This is a genomic window from Marinobacter aromaticivorans, assembly GCF_002806975.1.
Taxonomy (GTDB): domain Bacteria; phylum Pseudomonadota; class Gammaproteobacteria; order Pseudomonadales; family Oleiphilaceae; genus Marinobacter; species Marinobacter aromaticivorans.
In genome coordinates, this window is record NZ_NIHD01000012.1 from 65,889 (window position 1) to 92,802 (window position 26,914).

27 protein-coding genes are annotated in these 26,914 nt (G+C 56.5%); 18 read left to right on the forward strand and 9 right to left on the reverse strand.

From position 1 onward, the window contains the following. Positions 1-16 precede the first annotated feature (16 nt). Complete coding sequence (gene rph / locus CDH48_RS15525) at positions 17-733, forward strand: ribonuclease PH (RefSeq protein ID WP_100689649.1); 717 nt, start codon at positions 17-19, stop codon at positions 731-733. 149 nt (positions 734-882) lie between these two features. On the opposite strand, the gene CDH48_RS15530 is transcribed toward rph, so the two are convergent. Beyond that, positions 883-1,689: an exodeoxyribonuclease III gene (locus tag CDH48_RS15530; RefSeq protein WP_100689650.1), complete on the reverse strand. Its 807-nt coding sequence runs from the start codon at positions 1,687-1,689 to the stop codon at positions 883-885. Between the two features lie 81 nt (positions 1,690-1,770). On the opposite strand from CDH48_RS15530, the gene pyrE reads away from it, so the two are divergent. Both pyrE and CDH48_RS15540 read left to right on the forward strand, forming a co-directional pair. Then, the gene (pyrE, locus tag CDH48_RS15535; RefSeq protein WP_100689651.1) at positions 1,771-2,409 is read left to right on the forward strand and encodes an orotate phosphoribosyltransferase; all 639 of its coding nucleotides are present in this window, start codon (positions 1,771-1,773) and stop codon (positions 2,407-2,409) included. 3 nt (positions 2,410-2,412) lie between these two features. Next, entirely contained in the window at positions 2,413-3,066 is a 654-nt protein-coding gene (locus CDH48_RS15540; protein WP_100689652.1) for a DUF4124 domain-containing protein, read from the forward strand. A gap of 124 nt (positions 3,067-3,190) precedes the next feature. Here the strand turns inward: CDH48_RS15540 and CDH48_RS15545 are convergent, their stop codons facing one another. Together CDH48_RS15545 and CDH48_RS15550 are read right to left on the reverse strand one after the other, a co-directional pair. After that, positions 3,191-3,610, reverse strand: a complete 420-nt coding sequence (locus CDH48_RS15545; protein WP_100689653.1) for a hypothetical protein — start codon at positions 3,608-3,610, stop codon at positions 3,191-3,193. A 183-nt stretch (positions 3,611-3,793) separates the two neighbouring features. Beyond that, the gene (locus tag CDH48_RS15550; RefSeq protein ID WP_100689654.1) at positions 3,794-4,132 is read right to left on the reverse strand and encodes a DUF2782 domain-containing protein; all 339 of its coding nucleotides are present in this window, start codon (positions 4,130-4,132) and stop codon (positions 3,794-3,796) included. Positions 4,133-4,219: 87 nt separating this feature from the next. On the opposite strand from CDH48_RS15550, the gene polA reads away from it, so the two are divergent. Beyond that, a complete protein-coding gene (polA, locus tag CDH48_RS15555; RefSeq protein WP_100689655.1) occupies positions 4,220-6,964 on the forward strand; it encodes a DNA polymerase I in 2,745 nt (914 codons plus the stop codon). A gap of 66 nt (positions 6,965-7,030) precedes the next feature. On the opposite strand, the gene CDH48_RS15560 is transcribed toward polA, so the two are convergent. The 3 genes from CDH48_RS15560 to CDH48_RS15570 form a co-directional block, all read right to left on the reverse strand. Then, positions 7,031-8,455, reverse strand: coding sequence for an OmpP1/FadL family transporter (locus tag CDH48_RS15560; protein WP_100689656.1), 1,425 nt, complete (start codon positions 8,453-8,455; stop codon positions 7,031-7,033). A 120-nt stretch (positions 8,456-8,575) separates the two neighbouring features. Then, positions 8,576-9,697 carry a PilT/PilU family type 4a pilus ATPase gene (locus CDH48_RS15565; protein WP_100689657.1) on the reverse strand — a complete coding sequence of 374 codons (1,122 nt, stop codon included), beginning with the start codon at positions 9,695-9,697 and terminating at the stop codon, positions 8,576-8,578. A gap of 95 nt (positions 9,698-9,792) precedes the next feature. Further along, positions 9,793-10,827 carry a type IV pilus twitching motility protein PilT gene (locus tag CDH48_RS15570; RefSeq protein WP_100689658.1) on the reverse strand — a complete coding sequence of 345 codons (1,035 nt, stop codon included), beginning with the start codon at positions 10,825-10,827 and terminating at the stop codon, positions 9,793-9,795. Positions 10,828-10,966: 139 nt separating this feature from the next. Between CDH48_RS15570 and CDH48_RS15575 the strand changes: the two genes are divergently transcribed. The 10 genes from CDH48_RS15575 to CDH48_RS15620 all read left to right on the forward strand — a co-directional run bounded on the left by CDH48_RS15575 (position 10,967) and on the right by CDH48_RS15620 (position 20,031). Then, entirely contained in the window at positions 10,967-11,671 is a 705-nt protein-coding gene (locus CDH48_RS15575) for a YggS family pyridoxal phosphate-dependent enzyme (RefSeq protein ID WP_100689659.1), read from the forward strand. 62 nt (positions 11,672-11,733) lie between these two features. Beyond that, the gene (proC, locus tag CDH48_RS15580; protein ID WP_100689660.1) at positions 11,734-12,567 is read left to right on the forward strand and encodes a pyrroline-5-carboxylate reductase; all 834 of its coding nucleotides are present in this window, start codon (positions 11,734-11,736) and stop codon (positions 12,565-12,567) included. Positions 12,568-12,597: 30 nt separating this feature from the next. Continuing rightward, positions 12,598-13,182 (forward strand): YggT family protein, encoded by a 585-nt coding sequence (locus tag CDH48_RS15585; protein ID WP_100689661.1) that lies wholly within the window; start codon positions 12,598-12,600, stop codon positions 13,180-13,182. 251 nt (positions 13,183-13,433) lie between these two features. Beyond that, positions 13,434-15,398, forward strand: a complete 1,965-nt coding sequence (locus tag CDH48_RS15590; protein WP_100689662.1) for a dynamin family protein — start codon at positions 13,434-13,436, stop codon at positions 15,396-15,398. Positions 15,399-15,534: 136 nt separating this feature from the next. After that, positions 15,535-16,683, forward strand: a complete 1,149-nt coding sequence (gene metX / locus CDH48_RS15595) for a homoserine O-succinyltransferase MetX (protein ID WP_100689663.1) — start codon at positions 15,535-15,537, stop codon at positions 16,681-16,683. Next, positions 16,680-17,285 carry a methionine biosynthesis protein MetW gene (gene metW, locus CDH48_RS15600; protein ID WP_100689664.1) on the forward strand — a complete coding sequence of 202 codons (606 nt, stop codon included), beginning with the start codon at positions 16,680-16,682 and terminating at the stop codon, positions 17,283-17,285. The genes metX and metW overlap by 4 nt, the downstream gene beginning before the upstream one ends. Continuing rightward, positions 17,279-17,740, forward strand: coding sequence for a DUF4426 domain-containing protein (locus CDH48_RS15605; RefSeq protein ID WP_379923812.1), 462 nt, complete (start codon positions 17,279-17,281; stop codon positions 17,738-17,740). Before metW ends, CDH48_RS15605 begins: the two co-directional genes overlap by 7 nt. 7 nt (positions 17,741-17,747) lie before the next feature. After that, a complete protein-coding gene (rdgB, locus tag CDH48_RS15610) occupies positions 17,748-18,347 on the forward strand; it encodes an RdgB/HAM1 family non-canonical purine NTP pyrophosphatase (RefSeq protein WP_100689666.1) in 600 nt (199 codons plus the stop codon). Positions 18,348-18,349: 2 nt separating this feature from the next. Continuing rightward, entirely contained in the window at positions 18,350-19,498 is a 1,149-nt protein-coding gene (gene hemW, locus CDH48_RS15615) for a radical SAM family heme chaperone HemW (protein ID WP_100689667.1), read from the forward strand. Then, positions 19,498-20,031, forward strand: coding sequence for a hypothetical protein (locus CDH48_RS15620; RefSeq protein WP_100689668.1), 534 nt, complete (start codon positions 19,498-19,500; stop codon positions 20,029-20,031). Before hemW ends, CDH48_RS15620 begins: the two co-directional genes overlap by 1 nt. Before the next feature lie 44 nt (positions 20,032-20,075). Here CDH48_RS15620 and trmB read toward each other — a convergent pair whose 3' ends face one another. From trmB to CDH48_RS15635, 3 genes are all read right to left on the reverse strand, one after another. Next, complete coding sequence (gene trmB / locus CDH48_RS15625; RefSeq protein WP_100689669.1) at positions 20,076-20,828, reverse strand: tRNA (guanosine(46)-N7)-methyltransferase TrmB; 753 nt, start codon at positions 20,826-20,828, stop codon at positions 20,076-20,078. 71 nt (positions 20,829-20,899) lie between these two features. Beyond that, positions 20,900-22,426: a YifB family Mg chelatase-like AAA ATPase gene (locus tag CDH48_RS15630; RefSeq protein WP_100689670.1), complete on the reverse strand. Its 1,527-nt coding sequence runs from the start codon at positions 22,424-22,426 to the stop codon at positions 20,900-20,902. A gap of 88 nt (positions 22,427-22,514) precedes the next feature. Next, positions 22,515-22,769 carry an accessory factor UbiK family protein gene (locus tag CDH48_RS15635; RefSeq protein WP_100689671.1) on the reverse strand — a complete coding sequence of 85 codons (255 nt, stop codon included), beginning with the start codon at positions 22,767-22,769 and terminating at the stop codon, positions 22,515-22,517. A gap of 390 nt (positions 22,770-23,159) precedes the next feature. On the opposite strand from CDH48_RS15635, the gene glnK reads away from it, so the two are divergent. The 4 genes from glnK to CDH48_RS15655 form a co-directional block, all read left to right on the forward strand. Continuing rightward, positions 23,160-23,498: a P-II family nitrogen regulator gene (gene glnK / locus CDH48_RS15640; protein WP_100689672.1), complete on the forward strand. Its 339-nt coding sequence runs from the start codon at positions 23,160-23,162 to the stop codon at positions 23,496-23,498. Between the two features lie 66 nt (positions 23,499-23,564). Then, the gene (locus CDH48_RS15645; RefSeq protein ID WP_100689673.1) at positions 23,565-24,833 is read left to right on the forward strand and encodes an ammonium transporter; all 1,269 of its coding nucleotides are present in this window, start codon (positions 23,565-23,567) and stop codon (positions 24,831-24,833) included. A 163-nt stretch (positions 24,834-24,996) separates the two neighbouring features. Continuing rightward, positions 24,997-25,863 carry a DUF4123 domain-containing protein gene (locus CDH48_RS15650; protein ID WP_157807847.1) on the forward strand — a complete coding sequence of 289 codons (867 nt, stop codon included), beginning with the start codon at positions 24,997-24,999 and terminating at the stop codon, positions 25,861-25,863. Next, on the forward strand, positions 25,864-26,914 hold a 1,051-nt coding region (locus tag CDH48_RS15655), incomplete at its 3' end, for an alpha/beta hydrolase (RefSeq protein ID WP_157807848.1). It abuts the gene before it with no gap.

Genomic DNA, 26,914 nt, shown 5'->3' on the forward strand with positions numbered 1-26,914 from the left:
AACATCAGGAAACGCTATGCGCCCAAGCGGCAGAACGCCCGAACAGCCCAGAGACATTCGCCTCACCCGCAACTACACCCGCCACGCGGAAGGCTCCGTGCTGGTTGAATTCGGGGATACCAAAGTCATCTGCACTGCCTCAGTGGAAAACAAAGTACCGCCCTTCCTGCGCGGCGAAGGCAAAGGCTGGGTCACCGCCGAATACGGCATGCTGCCCCGCTCAACCGGCAGCCGCATGGGCCGTGAAGCCGCCCGTGGCAAACAGGGCGGCCGTACCGTCGAAATCCAGCGCCTGATTGGCCGCTCCCTGCGCGCAGCGGTTGACATGGAAGCCCTGGGCGAGCACACCATCACCATCGACTGCGACGTCATCCAGGCTGATGGCGGTACCCGCACAGCAGCCATCACCGGCGGTTGCGTGGCCCTGGTCGACGCGCTGAACCATCTGGTTGCAACCAAGCGCCTGAAGAAGTCGCCGCTGAAGCAAATGGTGGCCGCTGTGTCCGTTGGCATCTACAAAGGCACTCCGGTGGTTGATCTGGACTATCTGGAAGACTCAGAAGCCGAAACCGACATGAACGTGATCATGACCGATCAGGGCGGTTTCATCGAAATCCAGGGGACTGCAGAAGCTGCACCGTTTGTTCAGGATGAACTAAACAGCATGCTGGCACTGGCGAAACAGGGTATTGAAAAGTTGTTCGTACTGCAGAAAGATGCGCTGGAAGGCTAAAAAAGCTAACTCAAAAGTCTGGGCGCCTGCGCGGTAACGCTTCCCCGGACTGTTGGAGGCCAAGGATGGCCGGAAACAAGCGTACAGGGAAGTACTCGCAGCGTGTCTGGGGAAGCCTTACCGGGTAGGCGCTCGCTCCCCCCAGAAGCCTAGATGCCGATTTCTATATCGTAATCCATAATCACCGGAGCGTGATCCGAAAACCGGGTTGTGCTATCAATCCAGCCATCCTGAATGGTCTTGCGAATCCCCGGTGTCACAAGCTGATAATCCACCCGAATACCCGCATTCTTCCGCGAACCCTCAGCCTGTTCAGGCCACCAGGTAAACTGATTACTTTGCTTGTTGATATCGCGGAACGCATCCACGCAACCCATCTCATCGAACAGGCGATCCAGCCAGGCACGCTCGTGAGGCAGAAAGCCGGAGAAATCCAGTTTGTGGTAAAGCGGGCTGGCGTCCGTTACGTGATGGGCCGTTTGCAGGTTCGCGCCGAAAATGAACTGGCGACGTTTACGCAGGGTTTTCTGCATATGCAGGCCAAACGCATCCATAAAGTCATCTTTATGGTCGAGAACCGTCAGATCGTCCTCGCTGATCAACTCCTCCTCACGCCCAAGAGCACAGGGAGCCAGCACAGAGGCCACAGAAACCTTGTCAAAATCTGCCTGGATAAAACGCCCTTCCCGGTCCGCCTGTTCATTGGCAAAACCGTACATAATGGCCTTGGGGAAGTGCCGCGTATAAATTCCCACGCCACCATCCTCATTGTTTTCGCCATCTATGAAGTAGGCCTCGTAGCCTTCAGGAATGAGATTGAAATCTTCAATTTCGTAGGCACGCATACGGTGATCCTGAACACACACAACATCTGCGTCCTGCCCGGCCAGCCAGTCGAAGAAACCTTTATCAACGGCCTGGGCAAGACCATTGACGCTGATTGATACTACCCGCATACGTGTTCCCTGATTCGGTTTGTGTGTATGATACCGTTTTTGCGCATTATTTAAAGATCCATACCCGCCAGAAGCCTTGCCATGCACGACTATCAGCAAAAGTTCATCGAATTCGCCATCCGCCGGAACGTGCTGCGTTTCGGTGACTTTACCCTCAAATCCGGCCGCATCAGCCCATACTTTTTCAACGCCGGGCTTTTTAACACCGGTGAAGACCTGCTGCACCTCAGCCAGGCCTATGCTGCCGCCATCGACCGCAGCGGCGTTGATTATGACATCATTTTCGGGCCTGCCTATAAGGGCATTCCGTTGGCAACCGTAACGGCCATGGCATTGGCGCAGAAGGGCAACAACAAGCCCTTTGCCTTTAACCGTAAAGAAAAGAAAGAACACGGTGAAGGCGGTAATATTGTCGGAGCCCCGTTGCAGGGTAAAGTGTTAATCGTTGATGATGTTATCACTGCCGGCACAGCCATACGCGAATCTATAGACCTTATCCACGCGTCGGGCGCAGAACCTGCCGGTGTACTGATCGCCCTGGACAGACAGGAGCGCGGTAACGGCGAGCTCTCTGCCATACAGGAAGTAGAGAGCGAATTCGGTATCCCGGTGGTCAGTATCATCCGCCTGGAACAGGTTTTAGACTATCTTGAGACCAATCCGGAGTTTTCTGGCCACGCCGCGAAGGTTGCCAGCTACCGGGAACTTTACGGAGTCTGACTGATGCACAAGCGCCTTACCGTAATTTCAGCTATCACCTCTGCACTCCTCCTGTTTTCGAGCATGTCGGTTCAGGCAGAGGCTGGCATGTACCGCTACACGGACGAAGAAGGCCAGATCGTAATCAGCAACACCATTCCCCAGTCAGCCACGAAACGCGGCTACGATATTCTCAATTCAAACGGGCGTGTTGTCGAAACCATCCCCCCGGCGCCAACGGAAGAAGAAATTGCCGCCCGTGAAGCAGAAAAACAGCGCCAGAAAGAGCTCGCCATCCAGCGCGAAAAAGACGCGCAGCTTCTGAAGCGTTTCAGCCACCCCGACCAGGCCATCAAAGCCATGCACCGCAAACTGGATGAACTCCGGGGGCTGATCCAGCTAAAGCGAGGCAATATTTCGGTTATTTCCAGCCAGCTGGATAATGAACAGAGCCGGGCTGCGAACATGGAGCGTACCGGCCAGGAAATACCGGATGCCGTGCTCGAAAAAATTCGTCGCCTCGAATCCCAGATTCGCGATATCGAAAGGGAAATTTCGTGGCAAACCCAGGAAATAGAATCTCTGAAACAGTCTTTCGAGAAAGACATAAAACGCCTTGAAGAAGTTACCGGAGAAACCCGCACCCTGTCACTGGAGCAGACGAACACCGACGACTAGATCACCGCGTATTTTCACTTGACAAAAAAAAGGGTGCCATGGCTTGGCCGGCACCCTTTTCTTCAGCAGACTACTTATTCAGCAGGCTACAACGCTGACTTCACTGCACTCAACGGCCTCACAATCAGGCTGAAGCCGTTGTCTTCTTCTCTGCAGTCTTTTTCTTTGCCGTCGTCTTGCGAGCTGCCGGCTTCTTGGCCTCTACAGACTTTTTGGCTTCCTGGGCGGCGTCAGATACGTCGTCCGCTGCTTCAGAAACCGCGTCTGCACCTTCGGCCGCTTCTTTCTCGAGCTTTGCCACCAGGTCGGCTGCAAAGTTACCAAAACGGCTGTTCAGGTTGCGCAGCTGGTCGAACAAGCTGTCGCTGTACCCGTTATAACGCTTGCGCAGGGTCTTCACGCTGTACTCACGCGCTTCAGACTCCAGCTTTTCTGCGTAGTCGAAGGGCTTGGCTGCCAGCTTCTTCTGCTGCTCTTCAGCGGCATTGATACCTTTTTCCACGATTTCCTGAAGCTGTTCCTGATAAGTTTTGAGTTTACCCATGATCATTCTCCTTGGTTTACTGAAATTTCCCGGCCTCTCACCTGCCTTTCCTGATCGCGGCTGGAACCGCCTGATCAGTGCCAGGTTAAAGGCCTTTCGCTGATTCTGTAACCAAGACTACTGTTTAAAATTAGAATGTTCATACTAAAAACCGGGAATAGCTGCGAACGTGCATAGGTTCTTTTACCAGCGAAACAGCACCCAGCTTGGCACCAGCATGTCGGATTCGGTTTCCCGTATCCAGCCGCCCCCGTCTGCGGGCACCAGGTAGTATTCCCGACCTACTTTTGGCACCACTTTTATTTCCACGAGCTGGCCGTTCACCCGGTACTCATAGAAAACCTCATCGTCACCAGGCCGGATAACAATCTGCGGGCCATCACTGGACGACTGGTAATCGGAAACCACAATCGGTTCTTTCGGCGTTTCTACAACCGTCTCATCCAGCGCACCGCTTTCCTGTGCCAGCGCGGTTCCAACACCGCAGAGAAGCAGAAATGCGGAACAGGCGATTCGTTTCATTTTCGTGATACCCTTTTGGTCATTCAATTAAGTACAGAGTTGCACAAGCCAACCTTCGCTTCAATCACAATCCGGATCCGTGTTGACATGACTGAACAAAAGACCCCACCTGTGGTGCTTGTGGACGGTTCGTCCTACCTATTCCGTGCTTATCATGCACTTCCGCCACTGACCACCAGCAAAAACCACCCCACCGGAGCGATCAAAGGCGTGATTGCGATGATCCGGCGCCTTGAGCAGGATTTCCCCGGCTCGAAAATGGTTGTGGTGTTCGATGCCAAGGGCAAAACCTTCCGCCACGAATTGTACGAAGAGTACAAGGCCAACCGGCCGCCCATGCCGGATGATCTGGCGGTTCAGATCGAGCCCATTCACCAGATGGTAAAAGCCATGGGATTGCCCCTGCTGATTGTGGAAGGGGTGGAAGCTGACGATGTGATTGGCACCCTGGCCAACGAAGCCACCAGCAAAGGTATTGATGTGGTGGTCTCCACCGGCGACAAGGATATGGCTCAACTGGTCAGCGACCACGTAACCCTGATCAACACCATGACCGAAACAAAGATGGATCAGGAAGGAGTCATGGAAAAGTTTGGCATTCGCCCCGATCAGATCATCGATTACCTTGCGCTGGTTGGCGACAAGGTGGATAACATTCCCGGCGTCAACAAGTGTGGCCCGAAAACCGCGGTGAAGTGGCTGCAGGCCTACGACAGCCTGGACGGGGTGATTGAGCACGCCGACGAGATCAAGGGCAAGATTGGCGAGTACCTGCGCGAAGCTGTTGATACCCTGCCCCTGAGCCGGGAGCTGGCTACCATCAAGATGGACGTTGATCTGGATTTTGGCCTGGAGGATCTGCAGGAGCGGGAACAGAATGATGAGGAGCTGCTGCAGCTTTTCCGGGAATACGAATTGCGAAGCTGGATTGCCGAGCTGGAAGCCAGGGTAGCGGAATCCACTAAATCCGGCGAAAACCCGGCAACAGAACCAGCCGACAACCCGGATCCATCTGGCGGGGAAAAGCGCTACAGCGTAATCACCCGTCAGCAAGACCTGGACGAATGGATAGCCAGGCTTGAAAAGTCCGAGCTGTTTGCCTTCGACACTGAAACCACCAGCCTGCGATATATGAGCGCCGAGCTGGTGGGCGTGTCGTTTGCGGTCAAGGCGGGCGAGGCAGCCTACGTACCCTTTGGCCACGATTACATGGGGGCCCCGGAGCAACTTGATCGCGAGAAAGTCCTGGCGCAGCTCAAGCCGCTGCTGGAAGACCCGAAGCAGAAAAAAGTTGGCCAGAACCTGAAGTACGACAAGAACGTTCTGGCCAATCACGGCATCTGCCTGGAAGGCATTGCCGAAGACACCATGGTGGAGTCCTATGTACTGAACTCTGTGTCATCCCGTCATGACATGGACACCCTGGCCAGACACTATCTGGGCGAGGAAACCATCACCTTTGAATCCATTGCCGGCAAAGGCGCCAAACAGCTCACGTTCAACCAGCTGGATCTGGAGAAAGCCGGCCCCTATGCCGCAGAAGATGCCGATATAACCCTGCGCCTGCATCAGGTTCTGCGACCGCAACTGGCCCGGGTCGGCAAGCTGGAATCGGTATACACAGACATAGACCTGCCTCTGGTTCCTGTGCTCTCCCGCATGGAGCAGCGCGGCACCCTGATCAGGGCCAGCACCCTGCACCAGCACAGCCAGGAACTGGCAGAGCGCATGGCGGAGCTGGAAAAAGAAGCGCACGAGGTGGCAGGTGAAAAATTCAATCTGGGCTCGCCAAAGCAGTTACAGGCCATTTTCTACGGGAAAATGGGGCTGCCGGTCATAAAGAAAACCCCTAAAGGGGCGCCTTCTACCGCAGAGCCCGTTTTGCAGGAACTGGCCCACGAACACGAACTGCCCAGACTCATTCTGGAACACCGTAGCCTGAGCAAGCTCAAGTCCACGTACACCGATACCCTGCCAGAGCTGATCCACCACCGCACAGGGCGAGTGCACACCTCGTACCACCAGGCCGTAACTGCCACGGGCCGGCTAAGCTCTTCAGAACCCAACCTGCAGAACATTCCGGTTCGCACCGAGCAGGGCCGGCGCATTCGCCAGGCCTTTATTGCCGAGAAAGGCTATAAACTGATGGCCGCGGACTATTCACAGATTGAACTTCGAATCATGGCGCACCTGTCTGGCGACAAAGGCCTGCTGACCGCCTTTGAGAAGGGCGAGGACATTCACAAATCGACCGCCTCGGAAGTGTTCGGCATAACTCTGGACGAAGTGAGCAGCGACCAGCGCCGCAGCGCCAAGGCCATTAACTTTGGCCTGATTTACGGCATGTCGGCCTTCGGCCTGGCCCGTCAGCTGGATGTGGAGCGGAAGGTGGCGCAACAGTACATAGACCGCTACTTCGAACGCTATCCCGGCGTGCTGCGCTACATGGACAACATCCGCAAACAGGCCCACGACGACGGCTTCGTTGAAACCCTGTTTGGCCGCCGCCTGTACCTGCCGGAAATCAACGCCCGCAACAAACAGCTGCAGCAGGCGGCTGAGCGAACCGCCATCAACGCCCCCATGCAGGGAACAGCCGCCGACATCATCAAGCTGGCGATGATTGAGGTGGAAAACTGGCTGCTCTCAGAACATGCAGATAGCGCGCGCATGACCATGCAGGTGCACGACGAACTGATTCTTGAAGTGAAAGAAGAGGCTGTGGACGAGGTCCGCGAAGGGCTTATCAAGCGTATGTCTGGTGCGGCGAAGCTGGCCGTGCCGTTGCTGGTGGAAGCTGGCGTGGGTGATAACTGGGATCAGGCGCACTAAAAGAAACGCCCGGAGAGCGAAGAGCTCGACCGGGCGTTTTTATTACCTGTTAAGCCAAGGCGTTGTTCAGAACGCTTTACTGATCTGGATGCCAGCACTCCACGCCTCAAGATCGTACTCACCCTCATAGAGTGAATTCGGATCGGTCGGATTTGGGGCTGTGCCGGCTGGAGTCAGGACATAGGCCTGGTCAGACACTTTGGGGTCATCTGTGAACAACAGGGTGCCTACCGCCGCGTCTACTGTCCAGCCACTCTGAGCCGACTTCCACTGTGCGCCCAGCGTCAGCCAGTGACGATCACTGGAGGGGATGCGCGCCGTAACATATTGGTCAACCGGTGATTCATCCCACGCATAACCAGCTTTGAGCGCCCACTCGGGCGTCACCTGGTAAATACCACCCACATTGAACTGCCATGTGTTTTTCCACCCTTCCGGCGTGTGGGAAAGCAGGTTGGGCAATCCACCCGGGCTCTTACTCGTCAGGGGCTTGCTCGGATCGCGCCCGTATATGTCCAGAGAGTCGAAACGGCTCCATCTGGAGTAGGTGGCGCCTGCAAGAACCGTGAACTGATCCGTCAGCTTATGGCGAAGACCCGCACTGATGCTTTCGGGGATAGCCAATGGGACCCGCGCAGGCTCAGTTGAGTTAAGCGGAACAGCAACCCCTGGCCCCGGAGGATTTGGGGTGCCGGCAGGGGTGGCAACCGCCACATTGGTAAACTTGGCATCACCTTCGAGATCCAGCTCGGTGCCGGTCTGAGCCTTGAGGCCGAACTGGGTCCGGTCGTTCATCTCATACAAAAAGCCAACCTGGAAGGTTACGCCGACATCATCACCTTCAATGTCAGCATAGCCCTGCGCTGGCGTTCCGGGCAAGACACCACCCGGTGCCAGCGCAATCGTGCCGGAGTTATCCATAAACTTGGTAAGTTTGCCCTCAACGTACATTACGTTGAGGCCCAAACCCATCGAAAGACCCTGGCCGTTATTAACCGAAATCGCGGGCGTGAATGAGATCGCCGTCAGCTCCGTTTTGTCGGCGAAGAAGCGGCCAACAAAATCATCATCGTAGTCTGCGGCCAGGCCATAGGGTGCATGGATGCCGAAACCCACATCAATTGAGTCATTGATCTCATGGGTCAGGTAAACATTAGGAAGCACGGCTGGATCTGCAATATCACCGCCACGCCCACCAGAAACAGGCTGGCCAATCTGGTTGGTTCCACTTGCACTTTTGGCCTCAGCATCAATATCCAGAACAGCCGCACCAAAAGAAATGTTCGTACCCTTCAACTGGCTCATACCCGCCGGGTTAAAAAATATCGTGGTCGCATTCTCCGGGTTCGCAACAGCGCCGGCGTTCGCGACGCCCATGGCGCTCGCACTCTGCTCGTTCAGGGAAAAACCACCAGCAAAAACAGTGGCCGGGGCAGCCACTGCGGCCAGAGTGGCAAGCCGTACAGCGCGGGAAAGATGTATGGATTTCATATCAGCAGAATCTCCTTTGTCGTTTGGAGGCAGTATACGCAGCAGCAGACGCCGGCCTCAAATGCTAAAGCTACTGATTTGAAAATTTAACCTTTTACGAAGCCACTCAGCCTCTGCCCGTCAGTTATCCTGTATGGTCAATTTATCCACAGAAGATGACAGTTTGTCTGCCCCCTGGGCATCGGCACCCAGTTTAATCATCAGGCGCAAATCATTAGCCGAGTCTGCGTGCGCCAGGGCATCTTCGTAGGTAATAGAGCCTTCGGCGTAAAGCTGGTAGAGCGCCTGATCAAAGGTCTGCATGCCGGATTCGTTGGACTTGGACATCAGCTCCTTGAGCTTATGCACCTCGCCTTTTCGAATCAGGTCTGCAACCAGCGGTGTATTGATCAGAACTTCAATAACCGCTTTCCGGCCTTTGCCATCCGGTGTCGGGATCAGCTGCTGAGCCACAATAGCCTTGAGGTTTAGCGACAGATCCATCCAGATCTGGTTGTGCTGTTCCGGCGGGAAAAACTGGATAATCCGGTCGAGCGCCTGGTTGGCGTTATTGGCGTGGAGCGTTGCGAGGCACAGGTGACCAGTCTCCGCAAACTGAACCGAATACTCCATGGTCTGGCGGGTGCGCACCTCACCGATCAGGATCACGTCGGGCGCCTGGCGCAGCGTGTTTTTCAGCGCCACTTCAAAGCTCTCGGTATCAATCCCCACCTCCCGTTGCGTCACGATGCAGCCCTGATGCTGATGCACAAACTCGATGGGATCTTCAATGGAAATGATGTGTCCGCGGCTGTTGCGGTTACGGTGCCCGAGCATGGCCGCCAGCGACGTTGACTTACCGGTGCCGGTCGCCCCGACAAACATGATCAGGCCACGCTTGGTCATGGCCAGCTCTTTGGTAATTTCCGGCAGGGCAAGATCATCTATCTGGGGAATCTTCACCTCTATACGTCTCAGCACCATGCCGCACAGGTTGCGCTGAAAGAACGCACTCACCCGGAAGCGGCCTATGCCGCGGGCGCTGATGGCAAAGTTACATTCGTGAGTTTCCTCGAATTCGGCCCTCTGCTTTTCGTTCATCGCGCCGTACACAAGCTCCCTCGTCTGTTCCGGCGTTAACGCGCTCTTGGTGACAGGGAGTACTTTGCCGTTCACCTTCATGCTGGGGGGGACACCGGCGGTAATAAAGAGGTCTGAACCTCCTTTTTCGACCATCAGACGAAGCAGTTTTTCGAATTCCATTTTTGGTTACCTTTGTTCTTTCTGCATGACTAACCGACAGTATTCCGGGGAGAGGGCACACCTTGCCTGCCCTCTCCTGCCCCAACCGTCAGGGCTCAGAAATTATCTGGCATTTTCGCCTTCAACCGCGCTGCCTCACGGGAAATCAGTCCCTTCTGCAACAAGCGCTCCAGGCACTGATCCAGCGTCTGCATGCCCAGCGAACCGCCCGTCTGGATGGATGAATACATCTGGGCGATTTTATCCTCACGAATCAGGTTGCGGATGGCTGAGGTGCCAATCATGATCTCGTGCGCCGCAATACGACCGCCACCCATTTTCTTCATCAAGGTCTGGGAGACCACCGCCTGCAATGATTCGGAGAGCATGGAGCGCACCATGGATTTTTCTTCCGCCGGGAACACATCCACTACCCGGTCAATGGTCTTGGCTGCCGAGGTGGTGTGCAGGGTGCCGAAAACCAGGTGGCCGGTTTCTGCCGCTGTGAGCGCCAGGCGGATGGTTTCCAGATCCCGCAACTCACCAACCAGAATAATGTCGGGGTCTTCCCGTAGCGCCGAACGCAGGGCTTCGTTAAAGCCCAGGGTGTCCCGGTGGACTTCCCGCTGGTTAACCAGGCACTTTTTCGAGTCGTGTACGAATTCGATGGGGTCTTCTATGGTCAGCACGTGCTCATAGCGGGTATCGTTGATGTAATCAATCATTGCCGCCAGCGTGGTGGACTTGCCCGAACCCGTTGGTCCGGTAACCAGCACCAGCCCACGGGGCACCGAAGAAATGTCCTTGAACACCTGGCCCATGCCGAGGTCTTCCATGGTCAGAACTTTCGAGGGGATGGTACGAAAAACAGCGCCGGCGCCCCGGTTCTGGTTAAAGGCGTTAACACGGAAGCGGGCAACACCGGGTACTTCGAAGGAAAAGTCCGTTTCCAGAAATTCCTCGTAGTCCTTGCGCTGCTTGTCGTTCATGATGTCGTAGATGAGCCCGTGAACTTCCTTGTGCTCCAGGGGTGGCAGATTGATGCGGCGAACATCGCCGTCAACACGAATCATCGGGGGCAGGCCGGCAGAGAGGTGCAAGTCAGACGCACCCTGTTTCGCCGAAAAGGCAAGCAGCTCAGTAATATCCATAGAGGTCCTCGGAAGGCTTTTTCTTTTAATCCGGTAACGCCGGCCTGATACAGGCGTACTCCGATCACTTGGCATTTCAGTGACCTGCGAGTAACGTGTCGCCATATAAAGGGCGGACCAAACGCGGTTATTTCAAACTATGAGCAGCATAGCAGACAACCTCGGGAGCGTAACCCGACGCATACAAAAAGCAACATTGCAGGCGGGCCGCGAACCCGGCTCTGTGAACCTGTTGGCAGTGAGCAAGACACGCCCGGCCCGGGATCTGAGAGAAGCCGTGACGGCGGGCCAACTGGCATTCGGGGAAAACTACGTTCAGGAAGCCCTTGAAAAGATGTCGGAACTCAGTGATCTGACACAGATCGACTGGCATTTTATCGGCCCGATACAATCCAACAAGACACGGCAAATCGCTTCGGCTTTCTCCTGGGTTCACAGTGTCGATCGCCTGAAAGTGGCACGACGTCTGAGTGAGCAGAGAGAAGCAGGCCTGCCCCCATTGAATATTTGCCTTCAGGTCAATATTAACAACGAAGAGAGTAAATCCGGGTGCCAGCCCGATGATCTGCCGGAATTGATCCGGGAGACCAGCCAGTTGCCCGGTCTCGCGCTCAGAGGGCTAATGGCAATCCCCGATCCCGGGCAGTCCGAATCTGAGCTGAGGGAGAGCTTCCGCAAGGTCGCCAATCTGCTGAAAGAACTGCGGCGCGACTTTCCGGAGGCAGGGCCCCTGGATACCTTATCCATGGGCATGTCCGGCGATCTTGAAATGGCAATTGCAGAGGGCGCCACCTGGGTTCGCATTGGCACAGCAGTCTTTGGCGAGCGCCCGCAGAAGAGCTGAACAGTCCCGTACCTGCTATTATCGGGACCGGATGTATAACCGCATAACCGCTGGAGCATACCTTGAGCAAATCACCAACCATTTCGTTTATCGGTGCCGGTAACATGGCCAGCGCCATTATTGGCGGCATGCTGGACAGCGGCTTCAAAGCCAGCCGCATCTGGGCCAGCGCGCCAGACGACGGGCACCTGCAGTCCATTCGCAAACGTTTCGGCATCAGCGTAACCACAGACAACCGTTACTGTGCGCAGCAGGCAGACATGGTTGTACTTGCGGTGAAGCCCCGGGCCATGGCGAGCGTCTGCCGCGACATTGCACCCATCGCCCAGAACACCCGCCCGCTGATGGTATCAATTGCTGCCGGGCTGAGCGCCGACACCCTGGACGAGTGGCTTGGTGGTGGCCTGCCGATTGTGCGTGTTATGCCCAATACGCCCTCACTGGTAGGCAAAGGCGCTGCCGGGCTGTTTGCCAGCGAAAGCGTGACCAGCGCCCAGAAAAAAATGGTGCAATCGGTGTTTGAGGGTATAGGCATTGCGGTGTGGGTTGAGGATGAGAACCTGCTGCATGGCGTTACCGCGCTTTCAGGAAGCGGCCCAGCCTACTTTTTCCTGATGCTCGAAGCACTTGAGGCGGCAGCGACTGACGCCGGCGTAAATCCCGAAACCGCCCGGCAACTGGCCATTCAAACCATGGCGGGCGCAGCAGAAATGGCCGCCAGAAGCGAACACGACCCGGCTCAACTGAAAAAGAACGTCATGTCCCCGGGGGGAACAACGGAGCGGGCCGTGAATACTTTTGAAGAGGGCGGCATGCGCGATCTGGTAAAAAAAGCGTATAACGCAGCCTACAAGCGCTCGGAAGAAATGGCCAAAGAACTGGCTGGCAAAGAGTAAAACAGTCACTGATAACGGAGATACGGCTACATGCTGGCAGACATTCTGATTACCATCCTGCTGATCGCGTCCACTTTCTACATGACCATAATACTGCTGCGTTTTTTGCTGCAGCTGGCCCGGGCAGACTTTTACAACCCGATCTCCCAGTTCGCGGTAAAGGCCACAAACCCGCTGCTCAGACCCCTGCGCCGGTTCATTCCCGGCTGGGGCGGGATCGACGGAGCATCCCTAGTACTGGCGGTGATCATCCAGGCCATCACCTTCTTCCTGATTCTTGTTGCCCTGAACGGCGGCATACCCGCGTTCAACCCCATTACCCTGCTCGTCTGGGCTGTACTGAACGTTCTGGATCTGATCGTAAAAATCTATTTCTGGTCCGTTATCGCCATTGTTGTTGTCAGCTGGATTGCCCCGGGCAGCTCACACCCCGCTATTCAACTGATTGCCCAGATCACCGAACCCGTGATGCGCCCGGTGCGGAATGTGATGCCGTCCATGGGCGGGCTGGACCTGTCACCCATTATTGTTTTCCTTATTCTGAATGTTATTTCAGTTGTCATTGAGCACATGAAACTGGCCGTCGGCCTTGGCTCCATCGGCCTCGGACTGTAGACCTTGTCGCAAATAAACAATCTGTAACAGTTTTCCACAAAATACCCCTTCTGGAAGCCGCACTCTCACATCGTTGATTTTGCGGCTTTTTTACACACCTTCTGTCGATAGTCAGCACATACCTTCGAGCACGCTGCCGCAAAACCTTCGGGAACCGGTTAGTATTAATCGTAATTAATCAATCCGTCCGTCACGCGGATCCCGGCATAGCCGCACAGGGAACCCCGGAAGTCGTGTAGAAGGAATATCCGATGAGTCATCAGGGAAATCTGACCCAGCAGGTTGAGGCATACCACAACTGGAAAAAAGAGCTGATCCGCCAGATTGGCCGTTACCGTTTGTGGCTGCAGGACAACAACCTTTTCTCCGACGACATCAGTGCACGAATCCGGCACGGGCTTGAATTGCTTATTGAAGATGAACTGACCATTGCGTTCGTCGGCGAGTATTCCCGTGGCAAGACAGAGCTTATAAATGCGCTGTTCTTCTCTGAATTTGGTCAGCGCATGCTGCCCTCCCAGGCCGGGCGCACAACCATGTGCCCGACCGAACTGTTTTTTGACCGCAGCGCCAACGAAAACTACCTGCTGCTCCTGCCTATCGAGACCCGAAACGGCAATCTCTCACTGCAGCAATTACGCAAGCAACCAGAGCGCTGGGTAAAGCACGATCTGGACCAGCACAACCCGGAACTCATGCGTGAAGTTCTGGGTGAAGTCGCACGGGTCAAAAGTGTTTCCCCGGCAGAAGCCCGCGCCCTGGGTTTTGACCAGGATATGCTCGAGCACGACCGCAACAATCCCGGTAACGTTCTGGTTCCCGCGTGGCGCAATGCCCAGATCAGCATTCGCCATCCCTTGTTCGAACGCGGCCTGCGTATACTGGATACGCCCGGGCTCAATGCGCTGGGATCGGAACCGGAACTCACCATCAGCATGTTGCCGAAAGCCCATGCGGTCATCTTTGTGCTCAGCGCAGACACTGGTGTAACCGCCAGCGACATGACCATCTGGAAAGAGTATATAGATACCGAGCATTCGGACCATCGTGCCGGCCGCTTTGCGGTTCTGAACAAGATTGATGTGCTCTGGGATGATCTGCAGGGCGAAAAACACACCAATGAAGCCATTGAACGGGTGCGCGGCTATTCCGCAGATCACCTGGGCATCCGCCAGCATGATGTTATCCCGCTCTCCGCCAAGCAGGGCCTTGTAGCCAGGGTCCGCAACGATGACGATCTTTTCGTACGCTCCAACGTCGGCAATCTGGAGCAGCTGATTATCCAGCGCATCCTGATGCACAAAGAACAGCTGATCACCCAGAGCCTGATTAACGATCTGCTGGGCATGCTGCAGAATAGCCAGGCGGCCATGCAGACGCGGCTCGATTCGCTTGAAGAGGAGTTAAGGGCCTGCTCTGGCATTAACATGGATAAAGCCGCCCTTGCCCGGATGGCTGACCGCGCCCAGAAAGACTACGACTTCTACTACAAAAAACTGCTCACTCTGCGCTCAAGCCGCCGGCTCATGGGCTCCCAGGGGGAGATGCTGAACAGACTGGTAGACGAACAGCGCTTTGAAGCCCACGCCGAAAAAATCCGCAGAAGCATGTCGAAAAGCTGGACGACCGCGGGCATGAACAACGCCATGGATCAGTTTTTCGAGCTTCTGGAAAGCGACCTCACCAACCTGCTCAGTGAAGGGCAGCTTGCGGAAAAAATGGTTGGCGCTATTTATCGCCGTTATAACGAGGATACCCGTGCCCGCCATCTGGAGCCGATTCCGCTGCGTGCCGGTCGCCATGTGATTGCCATAAGGGAACTGCGCAAAAAGGCACGGCGCTTTCGTGTCAGCCCAAAAAACCTGCTTACCGAGCAGTCCATTCTGGTACAACGCTTTTTCAACGTCATGGTCAGCGAAGCCCGGACTCTGCACGCCCGCGTACGCAAGGATGTACAGCGCTGGCCGTCAGAGGCCCTGCTGCCTATCATGCAGTACTCAATGGAGCAAAAGCAGCTGCTGGAGCACCAGATACGGCGCCTTCGGGACATGGTAAGAAACGATCGCGACAGCCGTTTCGAACGGGAGCGGCTCGAAAACTCCATCAGCGATTTACGCCGGCAGCTCGAGCTCGCAGACGCCATGCAACGGCAAATCCGCAAACCCGCACCCACCATGATCCAGCAAAAGGTGGTCAACATTTCTGGCGCAATATAGTCTGAAGCGCTGCCACGGCATGGGCCGCCGGTTGCAGGTGTGACCACCGGCCTTTAAACTGCCCTGTTGGTACAGGTTTTTTGCCCTGACCAGCCAAGCAGTTATCAACGGACCGAACCAGGAACCTGCCGCGCCGATGCCCGATTCCCTGCCTGCGGATTCTGTCGGGGTAGTCACCCCCCAGACATACCATTTTGAGACGCCCATTGAACTGGCGTGCGGACACACACTGGACAGCTATGATCTGGTGGTAGAGACCTATGGCGAGCTCAACGCCGACCGCAGCAATGCTGTGCTGATTTGCCATGCCCTGAGCGGCCACCACCATGCCGCAGGCTACCATTCCATGGACGATCGCAAACCTGGCTGGTGGGACACCTGCATCGGCCCGGGCAAGCCGGTGGATACCAACCGTTTTTTCGTAGTCAGCCTTAACAACCTGGGCGGCTGTCACGGCAGCACAGGCCCCAACTCGATAAACCCGGCAACGGGTAAACCTTATGGCCCGGACTTTCCGGTTATTACCGTTGGCGACTGGGTGAAAAGCCAGGCCTTGCTGGCCGATCGCCTGGGCATTGATTGCTGGGCCGCTGTGGTAGGCGGCTCTCTCGGCGGAATGCAGGCACTGCAGTGGAGCCTGGACTACCCGGATCGCCTGAAACACTCGGTGGCTATTGCCTCCAGCCCCCGGCTCACGGCCCAGAACATCGCCTTTAACGAGGTGGCCCGGCAGGCAATCACCTCGGACCGGGAATTCCACGAAGGCCGATACTACGATTTCGATACCCTGCCCCGTCGCGGTCTTATGCTGGCGCGCATGGTCGGCCATATTACCTATCTGTCCGATGCATCCATGGGGGAGAAGTTTGGCCGCGAACTGAGGGACCAGGCCTACAAGTTTGGTTACGATGCCGAGTTTCAGGTAGAAAGTTACCTCCGCTACCAGGGTGAGCGCTTTTCGGAGGTTTTCGACGCCAACACCTATCTGCTGATGACCCGGGCGCTGGATTATTTTGACCCGGCCTACGAGTTTGGCGGCGATCTGTCAAAAGCCTTGGCCAGGGCCAGTTGCGAGTTTCTGGTGCTTTCGTTCAGCACCGACTGGCGCTTTACACCGGCGCGCTCGGAAGAAATGGTGAATGCAATGATTGCCGCCCGCAAGAAAGTCAGCTACGCCGAGATAGACGCACCCTGGGGTCACGATGCGTTTTTGATTCCAACACCTCGCTACACGGATATTTTCACCGCCTACATGGATCGTGTTGCCAGGGAGGCAGGCACATGAGAGCAGATCTTGAAATCATTCAGCAATGGGTCAAGCCGGGCCATCACGTGCTGGACCTGGGTTGCGGTGACGGCACTCTGCTCGATTTCCTGCAAAGAGAGCGCAACGCCAGCGGGTATGGTCTTGAGATCAACCCGGACCACATAACCACGTGCATGAGCCGTGGCGTCTCTGTTATCGAGCAGAATCTGGACACCCAGGGCCTGGACAATTTTGAAGACAACAGCTTCGACATTGTGCTGATGACCCAGGCACTGCAGGCAGTGCGCCGGCCCGACAAGGTACTGGATGAAATGCTGCGCCTGGGCGATGAAGGCATAGTGACCTTCCCTAATTTCGCGCATTGGCGGCTGCGTTGGGGACTTGCCCTGAGTGGCCGCATGCCCGAATCCGAAGCTTTGCCGTATAAATGGTACAACACGCCTAACATAAGGCTATGCACCTTCCAGGATTTCGAAGCTCTGTGCCGGCAGAAAGGTATTCGCATCAAGAGCCGACGTGTGGTGGACGGTCAGCACCAGAACAGCTGGCTGGCGCGCTTATGGCCGAACCTGTTGGGTGAGATTGCAATCTATCGTATTACCCGGGAGAACAGATCATGATTAACAAAACACTACGCAGTGTCTTTACGCTTGCAGTAATTGCCCTGTACGCATCCCTTTTCAGCCTTTCTGCTCACGCCGGCTCCGAGGACTTTGGAGACTACCAGGTACACTGGAGTGTATTCCCCAGCACCTTCCTGACACCCGAAACGGCAAAAGCCAACAACCTGCAGCGCAGTAAAGGCATTGGCATCGTCAACATTTCCATCATGCGGGAAAACGAAAACGGCGTTATCGAACCTGTGGCCGGTCAGGTGGAAGGCAAGGTTTCAAACGATGTCCAGCAGGTGAAGTTTCTGGCCTTTCGCAGAATACAGGAAGGCGATTCTGTCTACTTCATTGCCCAATACCAGTATTCATCCGGCGAGCTGATGACATTCAACGTTACCGCCCGCCCTACCGGGCACAGGCAGGATTTGCCGGTACGGTTCGCTCACACTCTGTTCAACGACTGAGCGAATCATGTCTGAGAAACTTGTTATTGCCAGTAACAATGAAGGCAAAATCCGCGAATTTGCCCAACTCCTCGCGCCACTGAACCTTGTGCCAGTGCCCCAGGGGGAGCTGGGCGTTGGCGAAGTCGAAGAGCCAGCCGTTACCTTTGTGGAGAATGCCATCCTCAAAGCGCGCCATGCCGCGCGGGAAACCGGCTTACCTGCACTGGCGGATGACAGCGGCCTTGCCGTGGATGCACTGGGCGGCGCCCCCGGCGTTCGCTCAGCACGATACGCCGGGGCCGGTGCATCCGATCGCGACAATCTTGATGCACTACTGGAAGCCATGGCCGATGTACCTGACGGCCAGCGCAGCGCACAATTCCACTGCGTGCTGGTATACCTCAGGCACGCCGATGACCCGACACCGATTATCTGCCACGGTCGCTGGCCGGGCACTATTCTCCGGGCGCCACGGGGCGAAGGCGGGTTCGGCTACGACCCGGTCTTTCTCTGCCCGGAAAGGAACTGCAGCGCTTCGGAACTGACCCGGGATGAGAAAAACCGGATCAGCCATCGCGGCCGGGCTCTGGCGTTGCTGATGGAACAGCTCCGGGCGGAGACCTGAGCGTGACCGCCTCTCCCCCGGCGCCGGTTACACCGCCTCTGAGCCTGTATATCCACGTACCCTGGTGCGTGCGCAAATGCCCCTATTGCGACTTCAATTCCCACGCCATCCAGCATGACATTCCCGAAGCCGCATACCTGAACGCCCTGTTTGAAGACATTGACCAGGACCTCCCACTGGCGGAGGGGCGCACCATCGAAACCGTGTTCATTGGAGGCGGCACACCCTCCTTGATGAGCGGCGGGTTCTACCGGGATCTTTTCAAAGGGCTGAGGGAACGCCTGGCCTTTGCCGCTGATGCCGAAATCACGCTGGAGGCCAACCCGGGCACACTGGAAGAAGGCCGGTTTGAAGCCTTTCGTGCAGCCGGCATCAACCGCCTGTCTATCGGCGTGCAGAGTTTTAACCCGGCTCACCTGAAGGCTCTCGGTCGCATCCACGACAGCAGGGCGGCGCACAGGGCAATTGAAACCGCCAGAAAAGCGGGCTTCGATAACTTCAACCTGGATTTGATGCATGGCCTGCCTGGCCAAAACCCGGAGGAAGCGCTTGAAGATCTGAAAGCTGCCATAAGCCACGAGCCGCCTCATATATCCTGGTATCAGCTGACACTGGAGCCCAATACCGAGTTCTACAGCCGGCCACCGGATCTGCCCGATGACGACCGGCTCTGGGAGATTGCCCAGTGCGGCAGCGAGTACCTGCACCGGCAGGGATTCAGCGATTACGAAGTGTCTGCCTGGTGCCAGGAAGGCAAAGCTTCACGGCATAACCTGAACTACTGGATGTTCGGGGATTATCTGGCTCTGGGCGCTGGCGGGCACGGGAAAATCAGCCTTCCGGACGGCACCATAAAGCGTTACTGGAAAACCCGGCAGCCGGAGGCTTACCTTAACCGGATCGGCAGCCGCACCGCTGGAAGCAATATAATTGAGACGGATGACCTGCCTCTGGAATTCCTGATGAATGCGTTACGCCTGCGAAAAGGTGTCGATGAAAGCCTTTTTTCCGAGCGCACGGGTTTACCCCTGACATCCGTTGCGGTACAACTTGAAGCACTGCGTGACGATAAATTACTGGTACGTGACCGGCTTCAGGCAACAGACCTGGGGCAAAGGTATCTGAACAGCCTGCTGGAGCGTTTTCTGTAATGGACACGGAAAAGGGATTACTGGCATTACCCAAAAGCCTGAAAACCGGCCTGATTGCTACGGTGGTTTTGCTGGCAGCATTAATTTTGATCAATCAGCCCCTGAAAACGGGCTCGGCACATCAGGGCATTGTCAGCTATCAACTGGCGGGAAGCGCCGAGCAGGCCCTGGGTATCATACAAAGCTGGGGTGATGAAGGCCTGCAATGGGCAAAGCTTTCCCTGTGGCTGGACTTTCTGTTTATCCCGGTTTACTGCGTGACCCTGGTAATGCTCACCCGGCACTTCACTCTGGACAGACCCGGCGTTCGCGAGCGCACGACCGCGCGCTGGATACGCACCCTGTTCATAACCGCCGGCCTGGCTGACGTGACCGAGAATGTACTGCTGCTGAACAACCTGGACGCACCCACGGATGCCATCAGCCTTGCGGCCACCATCAGCGCCCTGGTGAAATTCACGGCGCTGACGCTGGGCATTGCGGGGCTGGTAATCATCAGGGCAGCGCGGCGCCATCCACTGGTACCGGAGTAATAGCACTAAAATCCGAAAGCAACTCTGAAGCCCCATCGGGCATCTCAGTTTGTGCGATAAAACAGCAAGTCCCACACACCGTGGCCGAGATTCTCCCCCCGTTTTTCGAATTTGGTAATCGGGCGATAGTCGGGCCGCGGTGAGTATTGACCCTGCTCCTGGGTATTGGCAAACCCTTCAGATTCACCCATCACTTCCAGCATGTGCTCCGCGTAGTTTTCCCAGTCTGTTGCCAGATGCAGAATACCGCCTACCCTGAGCTTATGGCGGAGGCGCTGCACAAATTCGGGCTGTATCAGCCGGCGCTTGTGATGCCTCTTTTTGTGCCAGGGGTCCGGGAAGAACACCATCACCTGATCCAGGCAGGCATCCGGCAGGCACAGATCAATCACATCGTTGGCATCTATGTTGTAAATGCGCACATTCTCCAGGCCGCGATCCTCAATTTCCTTGAGCAGCGCACCGACGCCCGGCAGGTGAACTTCCACACCGATAAAATCCTGCTCTGGTGCAGCCTCAGCCATCTCTGCCAGCGAGTGGCCCATGCCGAAACCGATTTCCAGGTTGAGCATGGCATCCCGGCCAAACACCTGGCGCGGGTCAATCATGCCGTCTTCACGGCTCAGGCCAAACTTCGGCCAGCTGCGCTCATAGGCCTTCCTCTGACCCTCGGTCATGCGCCCCTGACGCAATACAAAGCTGCGGACGCCACGGCGGGTGGTGATGGACGATTCGCCGGCGGCCGGTTTCGGTGCCTTTTCGTCGCCAAGATCTTGCGGTTCTTTCTGATCAGTCATCTGCAATCCTTAACCGCGGGCTGCGGGTTTGATTAACGGAATTTGCACACAGTTTACCAGAGTAGAACGAATCAGGCGGATACCACAGAGTTCCTGTTGGTCTGGCGATCAAACTGCCGGTAACCCAGTGCTTCCACCAGATGCGACTGCGTGACCGCATCGGCACCGTCAAGATCTGCCAGAGTGCGCGCAACGCGCAGTATCCGGTGCAGTGCCCGGGCTGACAGCCCCAGCTTCTCCATTGCGCCTGCGAGCATTTTTTCACTGGCGCCTTCAAGACTGCAGGCTTGCTGCAGCCTGCGCCCGGACAAGGTGGCATTGACACCACCACGCCGGGCCTGGCGCTCTCTGGCAAGCGCTACTCGCTCCCGCACCACTGCACTGGATTCGCCATCACCACCTGACTGCATCAGTATAGCGCCACTTTGAACAGGCACTTCCACATGCAAATCGAACCGGTCCAAAAGCGGGCCCGAAATTTTCGAGCGATAGCGCATCACCTGCTGCGGCGTACACTGGCATTCAATGCCCGGGTGCCCGCTGTAGCCACAGGGGCAAGGATTCATTGCGCCGACAACCTGAAACCGGGCCGGGAAGTTGACCTGTCGCGCCGCCCGGCTGATGGAAATTTCGCCGGTTTCCATGGGCTCTCGCAGTACTTCCAGCACACGTCGCTCAAACTCCGGTAATTCGTCGAGAAACAGTACGCCACGGTGCGCCAGCGAGATTTCTCCGGGCCTGGGGCTGCTGCCCCCACCCACCAGCGCCACCGCCGAAGCGGTGTGGTGGGGCGATCTGAACGGCGGCTGGCGCCAGCCGCCCTCTCCTACCCGCAGCCCGGCAACCGAGTGTACGCTGGCAACCTCCATGGCGTGGTCGTCATTCAGATCCGGTAAGATCCCGGGTAACCGACTGGCCAACATGCTTTTACCGGTTCCCGGAGGGCCAAAAAACAGCAGGTTATGGGCACCTGCCGCAGCCACTTCCAGCGCCCGTCGTGGAACGCTCTGCCCACGCACATCGGCAAGATCCGGCATGCCGGAAGCGACTGCAGACTCTTGCTTTATACGGGACACAGGTATCAGCCGCGCCCGACCACAGAGGTGTTCGCACACGGCCAGAATGTGCCCCGCCGCCAGTACGTCGTCCTGGCTGGCAAGGGCAGCTTCGTCGGCGTTGTCCTTGGGCACCAGCAAATTCCGCCCCGCTTCGCGCGCAGCCAGCACAGCTGGCAGCACGCCTTTCAGGGGGCGTAGCGCACCATCGAGGGAGAGCTCTCCAAGAAACTCACAGGAGGCAAGGCTTTCCGGGGGAATTTGCCCGGAGGCGGCGAGAATACCCAGAGCAATCGGGAGGTCGAACCGGCCACCCTCCTTGGGCAAATCGGCAGGCGCCAGATTGATGGTTATACGGCGGGCGGGAAATTCGAAGCCTGCATTCAACAGCGCGCTTCTGACACGTTCCCGGCTTTCACGCACGCCGGTTTCCGGCAGGCCAACAATAGAAAGAGCCGGAAGACCCCCGGAGAGGTGAACCTCAACAGTGACCTCGGGTGCGCAAACACCAATGCTGGCGCGGGAATGAACGACGGCAAGCATAACTACCTTCCTTGGTTTGTGAATATCGCTAACGGCCGACACAAGTCGACAATCCTGAACCCCGCTTCCTGCCGGGAAGGATCCTGGCCTACTGTGGGTTCAGAGCTTTCTCCAGGTCGGCTACCCTTTTTTCCAGGACCTCTACCTTTTCACGGGTTTTCATAAGCACCGCTTGCTGGGCATCAAACTCTTCACGGGTTACCAGTTCCAGGCGGGACAGCACCGACATAACCACAGCGCGAGCCTGGGTTTCAAAATCTTCCCGGGCGGCACGTGCCATATCCGGAACAAACTGCCCGAACTGCCCCTGTAACTGCGCGAAAATATCCTGTGGACCTTTCACTCATCACCTCACTGATTAAAATAATGTCCGGTTTCGGCCAAAAGGCGGGTGCCGTGACCGGTTTGCAGCAGTGTATCATACCGCCAGCCCTGCCATACTAGGCACGGTGCGCACTATAATGGTGGTGCCCGCCCTGCAGCCTGCTCAACTGTGGCTCAAGGCGAAGCAAAACGCTCCATTGTGGTGCGCAATCTGGTTCTCGGATTCGCTGAAAGCTGCGACCAGACCCGCTCAGAAAACTGATTTCAAAAGATTTTTTTGCGTTGGCATACCCGGTGCTAAAGCTCTTGTACGCAATCCGCACAATTGACGTGCGAAGCGGCAGCACTCCGAACTCAACAACGTGCCGGTGGGCTCTCATGTTGGGACGGCTTTACCAAGGAGAAAGCAATGAAACTTGTGACAGCGATCATTAAGCCTTTCAAGCTGGATGATGTCCGAGAGGCACTATCCGAGATTGGCGTACAAGGCGTAACCGTCACTGAGGTCAAGGGCTTCGGTAGGCAGAAAGGCCACACAGAACTATACCGTGGCGCGGAATACGTGGTGGATTTTCTGCCCAAGGTAAAAGTAGAGGTTGCCATCGGTGACAACCTGCTGGACCAGGTTATCGAGTCCATCACCAAGGCGGCAAACACCGGCAAGATTGGCGACGGCAAGATCTTCGTAACCGAACTGCAACAGACCATTCGGATCCGGACAGGCGAAACCGGCGAAGAAGCCATCTGATCCCGCTCTGATTATTTGACAGCCAACGCAAAAAAAATCTGAAGTGCCTTGTGCGGAGGGCTTCCCATGGAAAGCAATGTTTTTCACCTGCAGTATGCAATAGATACCTTTTATTTCCTGATGTGCGGCGCATTAGTTATGTGGATGGCCGCGGGTTTTGCCATGCTCGAGTCCGGGCTGGTTCGAGCGAAAAACACCACCGAAATTCTCACCAAAAACGTCGCACTTTATGCCATCGCCTGCATCATGTATCTGGTGTGTGGCTACGCCATCATGTACGACGGCGCCCTGCTTCTGAACGGCATAGGGCAAACGCATGCCGCTATCATATTGGGGCAGTTTGCTGCCCGGGAGGGTGGCTTTGAAGGCGGTGCGATATACTCCAGCGCGGCGGATTTCTTCTTTCAGGTGGTGTTCGTGGCCACTGCCATGTCGATCGTATCCGGCGCTGTGGCAGAACGCATGAAGCTGTGGGCATTCCTGGCTTTTGCTGCTGTGATGACCGGGGTTATCTACCCGCTGGAAGGTTCCTGGACCTGGGGTGGCAGGGACGTTTTCGGTTTGTATAACCTGGGCGAGCTAGGCTTCAGCGACTTTGCCGGTTCCGGCATTGTCCATCTGGCTGGTGCAGCCGCGGCCCTTGCCGGCGTGCTCTTGCTGGGCGCCCGGAAAGGTAAATACGGACCCAATGGCGAAATCCGCGCGATTCCCGGCTCGAACCTGCCGCTGGCCGCGCTGGGTACCTTTATTCTCTGGATGGGCTGGTTTGGCTTCAACGGTGGTTCTGTCCTGAAACTGGGCGACATTGCCAGCGCCAATTCAGTTGCCATGGTATTCCTCAACACCAACGCGGCTGCCGCCGGCGGTGCCATAGCCGCTCTGATAACCGGTCGCCTGCTGTTCGGCAAAGCGGACCTGACCATGCTCCTCAACGGAGCCATTGCAGGCCTGGTGGTTATCACCGCCGAACCTTCCACGCCCAGCGCGCTGGTTGCAACTCTCTGGGGCAGTCTGGGTGGCATAGCGGTTGTGTTCAGCATCATCTTTCTGGACAGGCTTCGCATTGACGATCCGGTAGGCGCCATCTCGGCACACGGTATATGCGGCTTACTCGGGCTTTTTCTGGTACCGGTCACGAACGGCGATGCAAGTTTCAGCGGGCAACTGATTGGCGCAGCAACCATCTTCGGCTGGGTGTTCCTTGCCAGTCTGCTGGTGTGGGGCATTATAAAAGCGGTGATGGGGATACGTGTCAGCGAAGAGGATGAATACGACGGCGTTGACTTGTCTGAGTGCGGTATGGAGGCCTATCCGGAGTTTGTAACCGCGGGGTAACAAGCTCCCATTCGCAAATGGAGGGAGCATGTCTGTACGCCCCTCCATTTACATCGTGCTGCTTTCTGATGCCGGTTATGAGAAGTCCGGCAGGTGACAGGGTTTTCGGGTTCCGCTACTATCTCAGGGCATTTTGGCCATCTAAGGATAGATGAAGGCAGCCATGACGGATATCACAGCCCTGAGCCGGGAGGCTCACAGAACCACATCGTTTTTTCACCACACTGACCCTTTTAAAGCAGATGCCAGCTGGTATCTGGTTGATCAGGCAAGGCACCCCGAGGCCTTGCGCCTGTTGTTTGAGCATGACCCCGCGCCAGTTTACGAACTGCCCTATATTCACTCGGAATACCGTGGACACGCCTATAGTGGCCCACTGCTTATTCAGCCTGTCACCCGTCAGAGTGAAGAGTGGCTGCACAGCTGGCTGACAGAAGGCAAAGCCCTTGCTCTATATGGCCCGCCATTGGCGCCTGAAGCGATCTGCAATCACCTTGTCGGCCTGAATACCATCCGGGCAATTTACGGCGATAGCCTCTTTCGTTATGCGGATCCCGCCACACTGGGCAGTCTAGGCGCATCGCTTTCATTGCACCAGCGCTTACGGGTGCTTGGGCCACTAACCGCCATCCATGGCCACTACGGGGGCACTAACTGGTCGCTTGTGAACAGTGAAGGTCCAGTACCTTCCAATGGGTCAGACGAGCAGCTCAAAACTCCCCTTGTACTCACCCAAGAGAATCTTGCCGCAATGGAACATTATCGCCAGAACGTGCTGGCAGAGTCACTTGCGCGGAGCAATGGGCTGGCGGATGAGGTTGTTTCGTTCTGGTTCCAGCAACTGATCACACTGGGTGCTCCGAATGAGCAAGCGTTGGCAGAAGGCGTTGAACTTCTGGCAAAACAAGGTTTTACCGGAGTTTTGAGCGAAGATGGGCTCGCTACGGTGCGCAAGACCCGGCAAGGAGCCAATTGGTCAGACACACTGGAAGCACTTGCAGCATTGGCGCATTCACAGGAGGGAACCTGAATGGCACACTCAAGCAACCTGCCCTTTACCCCCAGCTCAGCACCGCTGGGCGCCCACGGTGCACCCATTTGCGTACACGAAAAAGCAAACGTGCGGCTGCAACGCTCGGATAACCTCGGGCGCCCCAGGGCTTTTACCCACGCCGGCACGATCAGGGATGAAAGCGGCCATGTCGCTACGGCTGACCTGCAAAACGGCACTGAAGATACGCCGGATAATGCCGAGGCTCTCTTCACTCAACTCGTCACCGGAAACGCCAGTTGGCACTGGCCGGAGGAGCCAGAAGGCGAGCACCTGATCGGGTTCGACACCCTAAGCGAACAACGCCGCTTCGCCCCCGGCCAGCACCTCGACGAAGGGGTAGACCTCACCGTTATCCAGGACGAACGCACAGCCAGGGCCATACACTTGCCACCACCGGTGATCATTAACCTGCGCGAACCGGCACCTTCAACAGGCGATTTACTGACAGACGAGCAACTGGATTACTTCCGGGCAAACGGCAACAACGCGCTTATCTATATACACGGCTACAACGTGCCCCATGGGGAATGGGGGCGGTTTCTGAAGTACGACAGCAGCCGCGAGCCCTACCACGGCAACGCACCGTCATTTGCAAAGGCCTATCGCTGGCACCCCGATAAAGCCACGGTTTGGCAGGATGGGAAAGCACTGTCGGGCAAAAGCACAGTTACACCGGGTGAGGAAAAGCTGAATGGCACAGGCGCCCATAACTGGGCGATTCACATGGAGTACCAGCTGAACCGCGCTGCGGGTTTTGATGGCCAGGACTGGATGCCCTACAGCCGCATTATCAATATTTCCTGGCCAGGGAACACCGGCGCCATCGACTTCATGCAGGCGGAGCTGAATGCCATGGCAAGCGGGCGGCGTTTGGTGCCCCTACTTCACCAGCTGGCAAACGCCGGCACTGCCATCAACATCATCACTCATTCACTGGGGGCACGGGTGGGCCTGACCGCCCTGAACATTCTGGGCACCACCGGCCATCACAATCTGGTCGACCACCTGTTTCTCTGGCAGCCAGCGG